At 70.3% G+C, this 14,687-nt stretch carries 15 protein-coding genes; 12 read left to right on the plus strand and 3 right to left on the minus strand.

Going from position 1 to position 14,687, the window contains the following annotated elements; genetic code table 11:
- The first annotated feature begins 171 nt into the window (after positions 1–171).
- The 4 genes from argH to IG99_RS06295 all read left to right on the plus strand — a co-directional run bounded on the left by argH (position 172) and on the right by IG99_RS06295 (position 4,947).
- Positions 172–1,605, plus strand: coding sequence for an argininosuccinate lyase (argH, locus tag IG99_RS06280; protein ID WP_037670658.1), 1,434 nt, complete (start codon positions 172–174; stop codon positions 1,603–1,605).
- Positions 1,606–1,755: 150 nt separating this feature from the next.
- On the plus strand, positions 1,756–2,727 hold the full coding sequence (locus IG99_RS06285) for an aldo/keto reductase (protein WP_037670660.1): 972 nt from the start codon (positions 1,756–1,758) through the stop codon (positions 2,725–2,727).
- A 109-nt stretch (positions 2,728–2,836) separates the two neighbouring features.
- On the plus strand, positions 2,837–3,388 hold the full coding sequence (locus IG99_RS06290) for a TetR/AcrR family transcriptional regulator (RefSeq protein ID WP_037670661.1): 552 nt from the start codon (positions 2,837–2,839) through the stop codon (positions 3,386–3,388).
- Positions 3,385–4,947, plus strand: a complete 1,563-nt coding sequence (locus tag IG99_RS06295) for an MFS transporter (RefSeq protein ID WP_078947558.1) — start codon at positions 3,385–3,387, stop codon at positions 4,945–4,947. Before IG99_RS06290 ends, IG99_RS06295 begins: the two co-directional genes overlap by 4 nt.
- A gap of 64 nt (positions 4,948–5,011) precedes the next feature.
- Here IG99_RS06295 and IG99_RS06300 read toward each other — a convergent pair whose 3' ends face one another.
- Entirely contained in the window at positions 5,012–5,683 is a 672-nt protein-coding gene (locus tag IG99_RS06300; RefSeq protein WP_037670663.1) for a lysophospholipid acyltransferase family protein, read from the minus strand.
- Between the two features lie 367 nt (positions 5,684–6,050).
- Between IG99_RS06300 and IG99_RS06305 the strand changes: the two genes are divergently transcribed.
- From IG99_RS06305 to IG99_RS06315, 3 genes are all read left to right on the plus strand, one after another.
- Positions 6,051–7,217 carry a glycerophosphodiester phosphodiesterase gene (locus IG99_RS06305; RefSeq protein ID WP_037670665.1) on the plus strand — a complete coding sequence of 389 codons (1,167 nt, stop codon included), beginning with the start codon at positions 6,051–6,053 and terminating at the stop codon, positions 7,215–7,217.
- Positions 7,218–7,285: 68 nt separating this feature from the next.
- Entirely contained in the window at positions 7,286–7,792 is a 507-nt protein-coding gene (locus IG99_RS06310) for a sigma-70 family RNA polymerase sigma factor (protein WP_037670667.1), read from the plus strand.
- 45 nt (positions 7,793–7,837) lie between these two features.
- Positions 7,838–8,335 carry a GNAT family N-acetyltransferase gene (locus tag IG99_RS06315; RefSeq protein ID WP_037670668.1) on the plus strand — a complete coding sequence of 166 codons (498 nt, stop codon included), beginning with the start codon at positions 7,838–7,840 and terminating at the stop codon, positions 8,333–8,335.
- A 23-nt stretch (positions 8,336–8,358) separates the two neighbouring features.
- Here the strand turns inward: IG99_RS06315 and IG99_RS06320 are convergent, their stop codons facing one another.
- Positions 8,359–8,793, minus strand: a complete 435-nt coding sequence (locus IG99_RS06320; protein WP_199815458.1) for a hypothetical protein — start codon at positions 8,791–8,793, stop codon at positions 8,359–8,361.
- A complete protein-coding gene (locus tag IG99_RS06325; protein ID WP_037670670.1) occupies positions 8,774–9,133 on the minus strand; it encodes a hypothetical protein in 360 nt (119 codons plus the stop codon). Before IG99_RS06325 ends, IG99_RS06320 begins: the two co-directional genes overlap by 20 nt.
- Positions 9,134–9,668: 535 nt before the next feature.
- Between IG99_RS06325 and IG99_RS06330 the strand changes: the two genes are divergently transcribed.
- From IG99_RS06330 to cbiE, 5 genes are all read left to right on the plus strand, one after another.
- The gene (locus IG99_RS06330; RefSeq protein ID WP_037670671.1) at positions 9,669–10,706 is read left to right on the plus strand and encodes a methionine ABC transporter ATP-binding protein; all 1,038 of its coding nucleotides are present in this window, start codon (positions 9,669–9,671) and stop codon (positions 10,704–10,706) included.
- Positions 10,703–11,443 (plus strand): methionine ABC transporter permease, encoded by a 741-nt coding sequence (locus IG99_RS06335; protein ID WP_037670673.1) that lies wholly within the window; start codon positions 10,703–10,705, stop codon positions 11,441–11,443. Before IG99_RS06330 ends, IG99_RS06335 begins: the two co-directional genes overlap by 4 nt.
- 104 nt (positions 11,444–11,547) lie before the next feature.
- Positions 11,548–12,372, plus strand: coding sequence for a MetQ/NlpA family ABC transporter substrate-binding protein (locus IG99_RS06340; RefSeq protein ID WP_037670674.1), 825 nt, complete (start codon positions 11,548–11,550; stop codon positions 12,370–12,372).
- A gap of 138 nt (positions 12,373–12,510) precedes the next feature.
- Positions 12,511–13,158, plus strand: a complete 648-nt coding sequence (locus IG99_RS06345; protein ID WP_037670675.1) for a GNAT family N-acetyltransferase — start codon at positions 12,511–12,513, stop codon at positions 13,156–13,158.
- Positions 13,159–13,286: 128 nt separating this feature from the next.
- On the plus strand, positions 13,287–14,498 hold the full coding sequence (gene cbiE, locus IG99_RS06350) for a precorrin-6y C5,15-methyltransferase (decarboxylating) subunit CbiE (protein WP_037670678.1): 1,212 nt from the start codon (positions 13,287–13,289) through the stop codon (positions 14,496–14,498).
- Positions 14,499–14,687 lie beyond the last annotated feature (189 nt).

Consider the following 14,687-nt stretch of genomic DNA (forward strand, 5'->3'; position numbering starts at 1 on the left):
GTTCGGAGTTGAGTACGAGTAAGCGGTTGCCGTTGTTCAAAGCACCTTCAAAAACTTCTCCCGACTTCCATCGTTGAGAGTCGCGCCCTGGGCATCCGAGCCCGATTGACGAACCATGCGGAGGTCTGCATAATCATGCATGACACCCATTACGTCCGAGGAGCACAGCGAGTGAGCAGCAACAGCGGTGACGTCCGACTCTGGGGCGGCCGTTTCGCCGACGGTCCCGCCGAGGCGCTGGCGAAGCTGTCCGCGTCCGTCCACTTCGACTGGCGGCTGGCGCCCTACGACATCGCGGGCTCCCGCGCCCACGCGCGCGTGCTTCACAAGGCGGGGCTGCTCACGGACGACGAGCTGGCGAACATGCTCGCGGGCCTGGACCGGCTCGAAGCGGACGTGGCCTCGGGTGAGTTCACCGGCACCATCGCCGACGAGGACGTCCACACCGCCCTGGAGCGTGGCCTCCTGGAGCGCCTCGGTCCCGACCTCGGCGGCAAGCTGCGCGCCGGACGGTCGAGGAACGACCAGGTCGCGACGCTCTTCCGCATGTACCTGCGCGATCACGCCCGCATCATCGGCGGTCTGATCGCCGACCTCCAGGACGCCCTGATCGGCCTCGCGGAGGCCCACCCGGACGTGGCGATGCCCGGGCGCACCCACCTCCAGCACGCCCAGCCGGTCCTCTTCGCCCACCACGTCCTCGCGCACGTACAGTCCTTGTCCCGGGACGCGGAGCGCCTGCGGCAGTGGGACGAGCGGACGGCCGTGTCGCCGTACGGCTCGGGCGCCCTGGCCGGCAGCAGCCTCGGGCTGGACCCGGAGGCGGTGGCCAAGGACCTCGGCTTCGAGCACGGCAGCGTCGGCAACTCCATCGACGGCACGGCGTCCCGCGACTTCGTGGCCGAGTTCGCCTTCATCACCGCGATGATCGGCGTCAACCTTTCTCGGATCGCCGAGGAGGTCATCATCTGGAACACGAAGGAGTTCTCCTTCGTGACCCTGCACGACGCGTTCTCGACCGGCTCGTCGATCATGCCGCAGAAGAAGAACCCGGACATCGCGGAGCTGGCGCGCGGCAAGAGCGGCCGCCTCATCGGCAACCTGACCGGCCTCCTGGCCACGCTCAAGGCCCTGCCCCTCGCCTACAACCGTGACCTCCAGGAGGACAAGGAGCCGGTCTTCGACTCCTGCGACCAGCTGGAGGTCCTGCTCCCCGCCTTCACCGGCATGATGGCGACCCTCACCGTCAACCGTGAGCGCATGGAGGCGCTGGCCCCCGCGGGCTTCTCCCTCGCCACCGACATCGCCGAGTGGCTGGTCAAGCAGGGCGTGCCCTTCCGTGTCGCGCACGAGGTCGCCGGCGAGTGCGTGAAGGTCGCCGAGGCCGAGGACAAGGAACTCGACGAGCTCACGGACGACCAGTTCGCCAAGATCAGCGCCCACCTCACCCCCGAGGTCCGCACCGTCCTCAACGTCCCCGGCGCCCTGGCCTCCCGCAACGGCCGAGGCGGCACGGCCCCGAGCGCAGTGGCGACCCAGCTGGCTGAGGTGAAGGCGGACGTGGCGGCCCAGCACGAGTGGGCGGCCGCCAAGAAGCAGGGCTGAGTGCAACGTCCCTGAAAGGGGCGCGGGGAACTGCGCGACAAGCCACGACGACGCCGCACCCGCCGAATCGCCACACAATCCATCCCGTGAGGCGAAGGTCATCCCGGGTTACGTTGGTCACGAGCCGAAAGCCGACCCACGGAGCCCGCGATGCCCTTCGCCCGCCTGGCCACAGCGACAACGCCCACCTGCCACATCGGCTTCGGCCTGGCCGCAGTGGGCCGCCCCGGCTACATCAACATCGGCCGGGACGAAGATCTCGGAGAGAACCGCACCGTAGAAGCCCTCCGCGCCCGCACCCACGAACTCCTCGACGCCGCCTACGCCCAGGGCGTCCGCTACTTCGACGCGGCCCGCTCCTACGGCCGCAGCGAGGAGTTCCTGGCGGACTGGCTAAAGGAGCGCCCCGGCGTCGACGACGTGGTCATCGGCAGCAAATGGGGCTACACCTACACCGCCGACTGGACCACCGACGCCGAGAAGCACGAGGTCAAGGACCACAGCGCACAGACGTACGAACGTCAGCGCGCCGAGACCGCCGAGCTGCTCGGCGACCGGCTCGACCTCTACCAGATCCACTCGGTGACCCCGGACAGCCCTGCCCTCACCGACAAGGAACTCCACGCCAAGCTCGCGGAAGCGGCGGCCCGCGGCGTCACGGTCGGCTTCTCCACCAGCGGCCCCGCCCAGGCCGACGCCATCCGCGCCGCGCTCGCCGTGACGGTCGACGGCGAGCCCCTCTTCCGTACCGTCCAGTCGACGTACAACGCCCTGGAGACCTCGGCCGCCGCCGCCCTCTCCGAGGCTCACGACGCCGGGCTCACGGTGATCGTCAAGGAAGGCATGGCCAACGGCCGGCTGGCGGAGCCGAACGCACCGGCCGCCCTGAAGGCCGTGGCGGCGGACACCGGCCTCGGCTGCGACGCGGTCGCCCTCGCCCTGATCCTCAGGCACCCCTGGGCGGGCGTCGTCCTCTCCGGCGCCGCGACCCTCACTCAGCTCGCCTCGAACCTGCACGCGGCAGTCGTCGATCTCGACGACGACCAGCTCACCCGCCTCGCCACGCTCGTCGAGGACCCCCGCGCCTACTGGGAGCGGCGCGCGGAACTGCCCTGGCACTGAGCCCCACGCACTCTCTCCACCCGGCGGCGCCATGCCCGTTGACGGTGAGTAATGAGTCACACATGCCCTGTATGAGACATCAATGTCTCACGTGCGCTACAGTTGTCTCATGCCTGTCGACCGTGACCACGTCCTGCGTACCGCCGCGGCCCTGCTGACCCGCAAGTCCACCGCCACGATGGACGAGGTCGCCAAAGCCGCCGGAATCAGCCGCGCCACCCTGCACCGCCACTTCGCCGGACGGGACGCGCTCGTCCGGGCCCTCGAGGCACTCGGTATCGCGGAGTGCGAGGCGGCACTGGACGCGGCCCGCCCGGACGAGGGGCCCGCGAGCGACGCCGTACGGCGGCTGGTGCGGGAGATCGAGCCGTCCGCCGGCCTCCTCGCCTTCCTCTACACCGAGAACCAGCTCTTCGAGGCCGAGCAGCAGAACGCCGGCTGGACCCGGATCGACGACCGCATCGCGGCCCTGTTCCGGCGCGGCCAGGCGACCGGCGAGTTCCGTATCGACCTCACCCCGGCCTGGCTCACCGAGGCGCTCTACGGCCTGCTGGCCTCCGGCGCCTGGGCGGTGCTGGAAGGCCGCGTGGCCCCCAGGGACTTCACCCACATGATCGTCGAGCTGATGCTCGGCGGCGCACTCCGGAGAGAGGAATCATGACCAGCACCGTGCGGCGTGGGGGCACCCCCTGCTCGAGCGAAGCCGAGAGCTCGGGGGACACCCCGACCGAGGCGGTGAAGCGCCCGGGCCGCTGGCTCGCGCTCGGCGTCCTCGTGCTCGCCGTGCTGCTGGTGGCCGTGGACGCGACCGTCCTCGGTCTCGCCACCCCTTACATCAGCGAGGACCTGAAGCCGACCGGCACCCAACTGCTGTGGATCGGTGACGTCTACTCCTTCGTCATCGCCGGCCTGCTGGTGTCGATGGGCAGCCTCGGCGACCGCATCGGCCGCAAGCGGATCCTGCTCGTCGGCGCCACGGTGTTCGGCGCGGTGTCCGTCCTCAACGCCTACGCGGGCAGCCCCGAGCTGCTGATCCTGGCCCGGGCGCTCCTCGGTGTCGCGGGCGCCACCCTGATGCCCGCGACGCTCGCGCTGATCCGCAACCTGTTCCACGATCCGCGCGAGCGCAGCCTCGCCATCGGGATCTGGGGCGCCACCGCGTCCGCGGGCACGGCCGTCGGCCCGATCGTCGGCGGCTTCCTGCTCGAACACTTCTGGTGGGGCTCGGTCTTCCTCATCAACCTGCCCGTGATGGCGGTCCTCGTCCTGGTCGGCATCCGCATGCTGCCGGAGTCCCGCAACCCGGACCCCGGCCCGTGGGACCTGCCCAGCGTCCTGCTGTCCCTGGTCGGCATGATCGGCGTGGTCTACGCGGTCAAGGAGGCCGCCGCCCACGGCGTCACCGGGGAGGGCGTGGCCGTGGGTCTGCTCGGCGCGGCCGCGCTGGTCGGCTTCGTACGCCGTCAGCTCAGCCTGCCGGTCCCGTTGCTGGACATGCGCCTGTTCCGCAACCGTGGCCTCAGCGCGGCGGTCCTGTCCGATCTGCTGACCATCCTCGGCATGTCGGGTCTGGTGTTCTTCCTCTCCCAGTACCTGCAACTCGTCCAGGGCCGAGGCCCACTGGAGGCGGGCCTGGCCGAACTCCCCGCCGCAGTGGGCGCGGTGGCGGCAGGACTGGTGGCGGGTCGCGCGGCCCGCCGCTTCTCCGTACGCGCGGTGGTCTCCGCCGGCCTCGCGGCGATCGGCGTGGCCCTGGGTGTCCTGACGTTGATCGACCAGTCCACCGGCTACCCGGCCCTGGGCACGGCCCTGCTGCTCGTCGGCGTCGGCGCCGGCTTCTCGTTCACGGTGACCGCCGACGTCATCCTGTCCTCGGTCCCCAAGGAACAGGCGGGAGCCGCCTCGGCGGTCTCCGAGACGGCCTACGAACTCGGCGCCGCCCTGGGCATCGCCGTACTGGGCTCCATCGTGACGGGGGTGTACCGAGGCTTCCCCGCCCCCGCGGGCGCACCGGACGAGGCCCACGAGTCACTGGGCGGTGCGATGGAGGCGGCGGCGACGATGCCGTCCGACACGGCGCACGAATTGCTCTCCGCGGCCCGGGAGTCCTTCGTCGACGGCCTCGCGATCGCCTCGGGCGCGGGCGCGGCGATCCTGCTGGCGACGGCGGTGGCAGCGTGGTTCCTGCTGCGAGGTCAACGGTTGGACACCGAACAGTAGGGCCGTCACGGTGCGGCTCTGCCGCGGGGGTGAACCCCCCGCGCACCCGCGCCCTGAAGACGACTTACGCCGCCTTCGCCTTCGTCGCATACATGTCGACGTACTCCTGCCCCGACAGCCGCATGACCTCGGCCATCACGGAGTCGGTCACCGCCCGCAGCACATAGCGGTCGCGGTCCATGCCGTCGTAGCGGGAGAACTCCATCGCCTCCCCGAACCGGACCGTGACCCGCCCCGGCCGCGGCATACCCGCACCGCCCGGCTGGAGTTTGTCGGTGCCGATCATGGCGAACGGCACGACGGGCGCTCCCGTCATGAGGGTGAGGCGGGCGATGCCGGTGCGGCCGCGGTAGAGACGGCCGTCGGGGGAGCGGGTGCCCTCCGGGTAGATGCCGAAGACCTTGCCCTCCTCGAGGATCCGGCGGCCGGTCATCAGCGCGGCCACACCGCCCCGGCCGCCGTCGCGGTCCACCGGGATCATGCCGACGCCGGTGAAGAACCAGGCCATCAGCCGGCCCTTGAGGCTCTTGCCGGTGACGTACTCGTCCTTGCCGATGAAGAAGACCTGCCGGTCGCACACCAGCGGGAGGATCATCGAGTCGATGAACGTGAGGTGGTTCCCGGCGAGGATCACCGGGCCGTCCCCCGGGATGTGCTCCACGCCTTCCACCCGGGGGCGGAACATCAGGCGCATGATCGGTCCGAGCACTGCCTTGATGAGCGCGAAGCGGGACAACGGTTCCTCCGATGCCGAGAACTGTATGAGTCTGTGCAGGTGAGGACGATACTCGCGGTCCCCGGGGTGGCGCACATCGGGACACCGAGGTCTTACGCACTGTTGACGTACGTTTACCTGCGGCGTCGTTGGGCCGCCCGCGGGTAACCGGGACGCCACGATGTGACGGACATCGCCCCACCGCGGTCCGACCGCCTCCGACCTCCGCGTACCCCTGTCGGCCCGCCCGAAGCCGACGGACCGTCATCACTCGCCTCCCATACGCCATCACGTGTCACCCCTGTGTTCCGTACAAGGCCTCCCTTCCGTCATGTGCACGCCCCTACGATCGGCGCGCACTGACAGGTCGACGCCAAGGAGGGCGCTCATGGGAACGCAGGAGTCGAACGGACAAACGGGCACGACCGGACGCCGGGCACTCCTCGGCGCGGCGGTCCTCGGCGCCGGCGGAGCGGTCCTGGGGATGGCCGGTCCGGCGAGAGCCGCGGGCGCGCAATACACGGGCGGCGGTCTGAAGAGCCTGCCCGTGCCGACGGTCATCGGGCACCGCGGAGCCAGCGGCTACCGGCCGGAACACACCTTCGGCTCCTACCAGCTCGCCCTCGACCTCGGTGCCGACATCGTCGAGGCCGGCGACCTCGTCCCCACCAGGGACGGCCACCTGGTCTGCCGTCACGAACCGGAGATCGGCGGCACCACCGACGTCGCGGACCACCCCGAGTTCGCCGGCCGGAAGACCACCAAGGTCCTCGACGGCGTCCCCACCACCGGCTGGTTCACCGAGGACTTCACCCTCGGCGAGCTCAAGACCCTGCGCGCGATCGAGCGCATCCCGGCCAACCGGCCGCACAACACCCTCTACGACGGCCGCTGGGACATCCCCACCTTCGAAGAGGTCCTGAAGTGGCAGGACGAGCAGACCCGCAAGCGCGGGAAGCAGGTCTGGATCTACCCCGAGACCAAGCACCCCACCTATTTCCGCAAGCTGGGCCTGGGACTGGAGGAGCGGGTCGCCAAGCTGCTCCACAAGTACGGCAAGGACCGGCGCACCTCACCCGTCATCCTGCAGTCCTTCGAACCGACCAGCATCCAGCGCCTCAACAAGCTCGTCGACAACCCCCTCGTCGTCCTGCTCTCCGGCGCGAACAGCCGCCCGTGGGACTTCGTCGAGACGGGTGACCCGCGCACGGTCGCCGACCTGATCACGCCCAAGGGCCTCCGGGAGATCGCCGGCTACGCGCAGGGCATCGGCCCGACCCTCGACCTGGTCATCCCGAAGGACGCCGACGGCAACCTCACCACGCCGACCACGCTCGTCGCCGACGCCCACAAGCGGGGCCTGATCCTGCACCCGTACACCATGCGCAACGAGAACCCCTTCCTGCCCGCCGACTTCCGCAAGGGCACGGACGCGGACGCCTACGGGGACTCCTTCGGCGCCTTCCGAACGTACTTCGCCACGGGCATCGACGGCGTCTTCACCGACAACCCCGACACGGGCCTGCTGGCCCGCGAGGACTTCGTCAACGGCTGATCGACTCGTTGGGGTGACAGCCGGCCCGCCCGGGCAACCTCAGCCCGGGCGGCCGCGTCGTGCCGCACATGAAGCACCAACTGCTGGCCACCCTGAGTCCCCTGCTCGCCGCGGAGGCCTCCGCCGAGGCCCACGCCACCGGTACTGAACCGGGCGACCTGGAACAGACGGTCTGGCTGCGCCTCCTGGAGCGCCTGGACGCCGACGGCCCGCCCCTCGACCCACCGGGCTGGCTGCGCAGGGCCGTCCGCTCCGAGTCGCGCCGCACCCGGCGCACCACCCGCCTCGAACGGCCGTACGTCACCGAGCCCGCCGACGAGACCGACCGCGGCCCCGAGCACCTCGCCCTCGCCGCCGCCCGCCGCCGCGCCCTGCGCGAGGCGGTGCGCCGGCTGCCCGGCCGCTGCCCGCGTCTGATGGAGGCACTGCTCTCTCCGCATGACCTCACATACCGGGAGATCGCGGGGGAGTTGGGTATCTCACAGGGAAGTCTCGGACCGGAACGCTCCAGATGTCTGGGATGTCTCCGTCGTTTGCTCGTATCGGAGGTTGCGGCCCGCGAAGCGCGGGGATAGGAGTGAGGGACGAATGGCGATCAGGTGAGCGGGAGGCGTGCGCACATGGGCATGAGCGTGACCATCTCGGTGGCGACCGAGCAGGATGTCGAGCAGATCTTCAGGCTGCAGTACCTGTGCTTCCAGAGCGAAGCGGCGCTGTACGGGAATTACCGCATCGACCCGCTCGTCCAAACCCTGGACTCGGTCCGGCAGGAGGTCGCCTCCGACTGCGTCTTCGTCGCCCGGCTCGGTGAGGAGGTGGTCGGCTCGGTCCGCGGCAGCGTCACCGAGGACGGCGCGGCCTCCATCGGCAAGCTCTGCGTCCACCCGCGCCTCCAGGGCCACGGCATCGGCGCGAGACTCCTGCGCGCCGCCGAAGCCGCCCTCGCCGGGGAACGCGGCGCCACGAAGTTCCGCCTCCACACCGGCCACCGCAGCGAGGGCAACCTCCGCCTCTACCGCCGCGTGGGCTACGAAACGGTGGGCACGTCCCAGGGCAACGACGGCGTCCTCATGATCGTCCTGGAGAAGCCGGCGGGGGCTTACGCGCAAACGGCATGACCAAGAGGGGCGCGAGGCGCCCCTCAGTCCACCTGCTGCTCCGTGCGAGCCTTCCGCAACCAGTACAGCGCGGACACCGGCAGCAGCACGGGAATGAACACGTACCCCATCCCGTACTTCGACCACACAGTCGCGTCGGGGAAGGCGGACGGCTCCAGCAGCGTCCACGTCCCCACGATCAGCACGCCCGCCAGCTCGGCCGCACAACACACCAGCGCAGCCTTGCGGGCGGTCTCCCCACCTCGCACCAATGTGTATGTGATGAACCCGTACACCACCCCGGCGACGGCCGACAGTGAGTACGCCAGTGGCGCCCGGTCGAACTCCGTCGCGATCTGGTACACGGAGCGCGACACCGCCCCGACGACCATCACGCCGTAGAGCCACACCAGCAGGATGCCCGGCCCGCTGATCAGCCGCGTCCTGGTCGCTTCCATCTCATCCGCCCCAGATGTCATAGAGACGCACCTCCAGCACCGCCAGCACCACACCGCCGGCGGCGACCGTCACCGACCCCCACCGCGTCCGCTCGGCCAGCGACATGAACCCGGCCGCCGGGATGCAGGCGAACGCCCCCAGCAGATACGCCACGAAGATCGTCGTGCCCTGCTCCGGCTTCTCGCCCCGCGCCAGCTGCACGATCCCGATCACCAGCTGGACCAGTGCCAGTACGGAGACCACGGCCATCCCGATGAAGTGCCAGTCCTTCGTCGGCTGGTCGCGGTAGGCCGCCCAGCCGCACCAGGCGGCGAGCAGCAGCGCGGCGACACCGGTCGCCAGCGTCAGGGCATCAAGCATGCTGCGACCTTATTACGGCCGAAACGGACCCCCGCCGCCGGGCCCACGGCCGTGGGCTTGACCACAGCCGGGCAGGTCCGCCGCCTTCGACGGGCCTCGTCGATCAAGAACCCGTACGTCTTGTCGTCACTGGTCATCGGCCGCCGCGCGGGCCGGCCCCACCATCGGCGCCCCCTGTCCACCACCGTCCAGCATGCGGACACTCGTGCTTGGTCAGGACCATGGGTCTGCTTTACTGATCGCATGACCACCACGAGCTGCCGCATCCCTGCGACCGAGGCGACCCTGACGCCCGGTGCTCGTTGTACGTGTCGAATGTGCGCCTTCTAGAGGGCCCCCGCACCACCCCGAGCTCGCGCCCCGAAGCGAGCCGCCGTGGCATGTCCGTGCGCTGTCGCCGTACGTGACGAAGCCGCCCCGCGCACACGTTCTCCCCGGTAGCACGGCACAGACGAGAACCGTGCGCGGACGTATGCCTCCCCCCACCCCGCGCGCGGGCACACCCACGCCCGCCCTCGACAGTGACGGAAACCCAGTGATCACCACATCGGGCCTCACCAAGGTCTACCGCTCACGCGGACGCGAGGTCACCGCCCTCGACGGCGTCGACCTGCACGTCCGCGAGGGCGAGGTCTACGGCGTCATCGGCCAGTCCGGCGCCGGCAAGTCCTCGCTCATCCGCTGCGTCAACCTCCTGGAACGCCCCACCTCCGGCACGGTCACGGTCGCCGGCCAGGACCTCACCGCACTCGCCGGCCGCGGACCCCGCGCCGGCCGCGAGCTGCGGCAGGCGCGCAGCCGTATCGGCATGGTCTTCCAGCACTTCAACCTGCTCTCCACGCGGACCGTGCAGGACAACGTCGAGCTGCCGCTGGAAATCCTCGGCACATCAGGGAAGGAACGTTCCCGCAAGGCGCTCGAACTCCTCGACCTGGTCGGTCTCGCAGACAAGGCCAAGTCCTACCCGGCCCAGCTGTCCGGCGGCCAGAAGCAGCGGGTCGGCATCGCCCGCGCCCTCGCCGGCGACCCCAAGGTGCTGCTCTCCGACGAGGCCACCAGCGCCCTCGACCCGGAGACCACCCGCTCGATCCTCCAGCTGTTGCGCGACCTGAACCGGCAGCTGGGACTGACCGTCCTGCTCATCACCCACGAGATGGACGTCGTCAAGAGCATCTGCGACTCGGCCGCCCTCATGGAACAGGGCCGCATCGTCGAGTCCGGCACGGTCAGCGAGCTGCTCGCCACCCCGGACTCCGAACTGGCCGCCGCCCTCTTCCCGGTCGACGGCGAGGCCGAAGGCGAGGACAGCACCGTCGTGGACGTCACCTTCCAGGGCGAGGCCGCCACCCAGCCCGTCATCTCCCAGCTCGCGCGCACCTACAACATCGACATATCGATCCTCGGCGCCGCCATCGACACCGTCGGCGGCCTCCAGGTCGGCCGGATGCGCATCGAACTGCCCGGCCAGTACGAGGACAACGTCGTGCCCATCGGCTTCCTGCGCGAACAGGGCCTTCAGATCGACGTGGTGGGCCAGGAGCGGCCCGCGCTGGTGCAGGAGGGCGCGAAGTGACCTGGTCCCAGATGCAGCCCCTGCTGTCCCAGGCATGCTGGGACACGCTCTACATGGTCGGCTGGTCCACGCTCATCGCCGTCGTCGGCGGACTCCCGCTCGGCGTGCTGCTCGTCCTCACCGACCGGGGCGGACTGCTCCAGAACGTCGTCGCCAACAAGGTCATCGGGCAGATCGTGAACGTGGCCCGCTCCATGCCGTTCATCATCCTGATGGTCGCGCTGATGAACTTCACACGCTCGATCACCGGGACGACCATCGGCCGTGAGGCCGCCATCGTGCCCCTCGCCATCGGCGCCATCCCCTTCTTCGCGCGTCTGGTCGAGACGGCTGTCCGCGAAGTGGACGGCGGGCTCGTCGAAGCCGTGCAGTCGATGGGCGGCAACACTTGGACGGTCGTGCGCAAGGTGCTCGTACCGGAGTCCCTGCCGTCCCTGATCTCCAGCACCACCACCACGATCGTCGCCCTCATCGGCTACTCCGCGATGGCCGGCACGGTCGGCGCCGGCGGCCTCGGCGACATCGCCATCCGCTACGGCTACCAGCGCTTCGAGACCGACCTCATGTGGATCACCGTCGCGATCCTCGCCGTCGTCATCTCGGTCATCCAGTTCGCCGGCGACTTCGCGGCCCGCTCCCTGCACCGCCGCGGCGGCCGCTCGGGTCCCGCGCCGAAGCTGCGCCTGCTCAAGGCCGGGGTCTCCTCCCCGGCCGCGGACGTCAGCAAGGTCGCCTGAGCACCCTCGGGCCGCTCCGATCACCCTCGGGCCGCTCCGACCCCCCTCAGTCTCCCCGCTCACCCGTCGCGGGGCCGTACCACCCATAAGGAAAGGCACTTTTCGTGCGTAACGCCGCCAAGCTCGCCACCGCCGCCCTCGCCGCCGGAGCCCTCACCCTCGGGCTCACCGCCTGCGGCGGGGGCCAGGACTCCGCCTCCACCGACGGCCCGCTGATCGTCGCGGCGAGCCCCACCCCGCACGCCGAGATCCTGAACTTCGTCAAGGACAACCTGGCGAAGAAGGCGGGCCTCGACCTGGAGGTCAAGGAGTTCACCGACTACGTCACGCCGAACACGGCGACGGAGGACGGCTCCGTGGGCGCCAACTACTTCCAGAACCAGCCGTACCTCGACGACTTCAACAAGAAGAACGGCACCCACATCGTGCCCGTCGTCACGGTCCACCTGGAGCCCCTCGGCCTCTACTCCCACAAGGTCAAGAAGGCCGACGACCTCAAGAGCGGCGCCACCGTCGCCGTCCCGAACGACACCGTCAACGAGGGGCGCGCCCTGAAGCTGCTCGCCGCCCACGGTCTCATCACCCTCAAGGACGGCGCGGGCAACTCGGCGACCCCCGCGGACATCGCCAAGAACCCCAGGAAGCTCAAGTTCAAGGAGCTGGAAGCCGCCCAGACCCCGCGCTCCCTCAACGACGTGGACGCCGCCGTCGTCAACGGCAACTACGCCATCGAGGCCGACCTGAAGCCCTCCAAGGACGCCCTCGTCCTGGAGTCCCCGAAGGACAACCCCTACGGCAACTTCCTCGCCGTCAAGGAGGGCCAGGAGAAGGACCCGCGGGTCAAGAAGCTCGCCAAGCTCCTCACCTCGCCCGAGGTGGAGAAGTTCATCCAGGACAAGTACGCCGGCTCGGTCCTTCCCTCCTTCTGAGCCGTCGCCCCCGCATGACCACGCACGGGGTCCGCTTCCTCACCGGGAGTGGGCCCCAGGGGTGCGGTTCGGTGCTTCCATGCTGCATGCTGGGCAGTTCAGCAGGTCCCGAAGGTTTCGAAGGTTACGGAGCGGCGCATGACGAGCACCTTCCCCAACATCTCCATCAGCACGGAGCGGTTGGTGCTGCGTCCCCTTGACGAAGACGACGTCGCCGCCCTGACCGAGATGATGAACGATGAACAGGTGGTGGCCTGGACCAGCGTCCCCCAGCCCTTCACCGAGGACGTCGCCCGCGCCTGGGTCACCGGGCACGCCCCCACCGAGCGCACCGCGGGACGCGGCCTCCAGCTCGCGGTCACCGAGTTCCTCACCCAGCGCCTGGTCGGCGTCATCCAGCTCGGCAAGACCAACTGGCACATCCGCTCCACCGAGTTGTCGTACGTCATCGCCCCCTGGGCCCGAGGCGAGGGCTACGCCTCCGAGGGCGCCCTCGCCGCCGCCCAGTGGCTCTTCACGGACCAGAAGTTCGAGCGCATCGAACTGCGCACGGCGGCCGGGAACACCGCCTCGCAGCAGGTCGCCCAGAAGATCGGGTGTATCAGCGAGGGCGTCCTGCGCAACGCCTGTATAGCCCGCGCACGTGCCGAGGACGGCACGTGGACCGACGTACGCACCGACTTCATCGTGTGGAGCCTCCTGCCGGAGGACCTGGAGGACCTGCACGGCACGGGCGAAGAGCTCGCCGAGAGCGGCGGGTTCACGAGCTACTCCGACTGGAACTGACCGACCCGGACCGAGGCAGGCGCAGTCGCCTCCGCTCGCTCCCGGCACGACCAGGTACTCTCACGGAGCCCGCCCGCCCCCGGGCCGGCCACTGACGACCTGCGTGAAACCCCAGGAGACTGACGACGATGGCCGATCGGGTCACGGTGATCGGCTGGGACGGCTCGCCGCTGACCGCCGCGGCACGCGCCGCCCTGGGTGCCGCCACCCTCGTGGCCGGCGCCGCCCACCATCTGGCGCTGCCCGAGCTGCCCCCTTCCGCCGAACGCATCCGCCTCGGCAGCGTCGCCCTCGCCGCCCGCCGCATCGCCGCCCACCGCGGCAGCGCGGTCGTGCTCGCCGACGGCGACCCCGGCTTCTTCGGCGTCGTACGGACCCTGCGCGCGCCCGAGTTCGGCCTCGAGGTCGAGGTCGTCCCCGCCGTCTCCTCCGTCGCCGCCGCCTTCGCCCGCGCCGGGATGCCCTGGGACGACGCCCAGGTGGTCGTCGCACACCGCCGCACCCTGCGACGCGCGGTCAACGTATGCCGGGCCCACACCAAGGTCGCCGTCCTCACCTCGCCCGGCGCGGGACCCGCCGAACTCGGCCTGCTCATGGAGGGCGTCCACCGCACCTTCGTCATCTGCGAGGAACTCGGCACCGCGCGCGAGCAGGTCACCGTCGTCACCTCCGACAAGGCCGCCGACCACACCTGGCGCGACCCCAACGTCGTCATCGTCATCGGCGGCCCCGTCGGCGCCGGCGGAGACGGCGGCTGGATCTCCGGACGCGACCCCGGCGTCGGCCCGCGCGGCTGGGCCCTGCCCGCACAGGCCTGCGGCGGGCACCTGGGCGAGGGCGAGACGGACATGCTGCGTGCCGCACAACTCGCCCGCCTGGGCCCGCGCGTCGGCGACCTCGTGTGGGACATCGGCTGCGGCGGCGGCGCCTTCTCCGTCGAGGCCGCCCGGGCCGGCGCCGCCGTCATCGCCGTCGACCAGGACCCGGGGGCGTGCGCCCGCACGGACGCCACCGCACGCCGTTTCGGTGTCCAGCTCCAGATCGTCCAAGGCACCGCCCCGCACGTCCTGGAGAACCTTCCCGAACCGGACGTCGTACGCGTCGGCGGCGGGGGAGCGGCGGTGGTGTCCGCGGTGGCCGACCGGCGCCCCCAGCGCATCGTCACGCACGCCGTCAGCCGTGACACCGCCGAACTCGTCGGCCGCACCCTCACCGAGCACGGCTACGTCGCCGAGTGCGCCCTCCTGCAGTCCGTGGAACTCGACATCAGGGCCTGGACGGAGAAGGAGCGGAGCGTCTCGTTCCTGCTCAGTGGGGCTCTCCCGGATCGCGCCCCGTGATCCTGTTGTCATACCGCGCGCGGTAGGCTGGCCGATCGTTGTACCGCACCGGGTGGCCCGAACTTCGTTCACCAATGTCCGGAAAACACGCCCCTTTTGGGGTGGGTGTGGTACGGCAGAACCGGAGGACGCGCAACGTGGCGCAGTCCACAGCGAGCTGTTGCGGATCAAGCTGTCGTGACGGGGGAA

Origin of the sequence: Streptomyces griseus subsp. griseus (assembly GCF_000720255.1) — a bacterium.
Classification (GTDB): Bacteria; Actinomycetota; Actinomycetes; order Streptomycetales; family Streptomycetaceae; genus Streptomyces; species Streptomyces griseus_I.

What these genes read in the sequence shown, in the direction of transcription:
- IG99_RS06285 (WP_037670660.1), top strand. Translation starts at nt 1,756, where the DNA reads ATGCCCTTCGCCCGCCTGGCCACAGCGACAACGCCCACCTGCCACATC.
- IG99_RS06290 (WP_037670661.1), top strand. Translation starts at nt 2,837, where the DNA reads ATGCCTGTCGACCGTGACCACGTCCTGCGTACCGCCGCGGCCCTGCTG.
- IG99_RS06295 (WP_078947558.1), top strand. Translation starts at nt 3,385, where the DNA reads ATGACCAGCACCGTGCGGCGTGGGGGCACCCCCTGCTCGAGCGAAGCC.
- IG99_RS06305 (WP_037670665.1), top strand. Translation starts at nt 6,051, where the DNA reads ATGGGAACGCAGGAGTCGAACGGACAAACGGGCACGACCGGACGCCGG.
- IG99_RS06310 (WP_037670667.1), top strand. Translation starts at nt 7,286, where the DNA reads ATGAAGCACCAACTGCTGGCCACCCTGAGTCCCCTGCTCGCCGCGGAG.
- IG99_RS06315 (WP_037670668.1), top strand. Translation starts at nt 7,838, where the DNA reads ATGGGCATGAGCGTGACCATCTCGGTGGCGACCGAGCAGGATGTCGAG.
- IG99_RS06320 (WP_199815458.1), bottom strand. Translation starts at nt 8,793, where the DNA reads ATGACATCTGGGGCGGATGAGATGGAAGCGACCAGGACGCGGCTGATC.
- IG99_RS06325 (WP_037670670.1), bottom strand. Translation starts at nt 9,133, where the DNA reads ATGCTTGATGCCCTGACGCTGGCGACCGGTGTCGCCGCGCTGCTGCTC.
- IG99_RS06345 (WP_037670675.1), top strand. Translation starts at nt 12,511, where the DNA reads ATGACGAGCACCTTCCCCAACATCTCCATCAGCACGGAGCGGTTGGTG.
- cbiE (WP_037670678.1), top strand. Translation starts at nt 13,287, where the DNA reads ATGGCCGATCGGGTCACGGTGATCGGCTGGGACGGCTCGCCGCTGACC.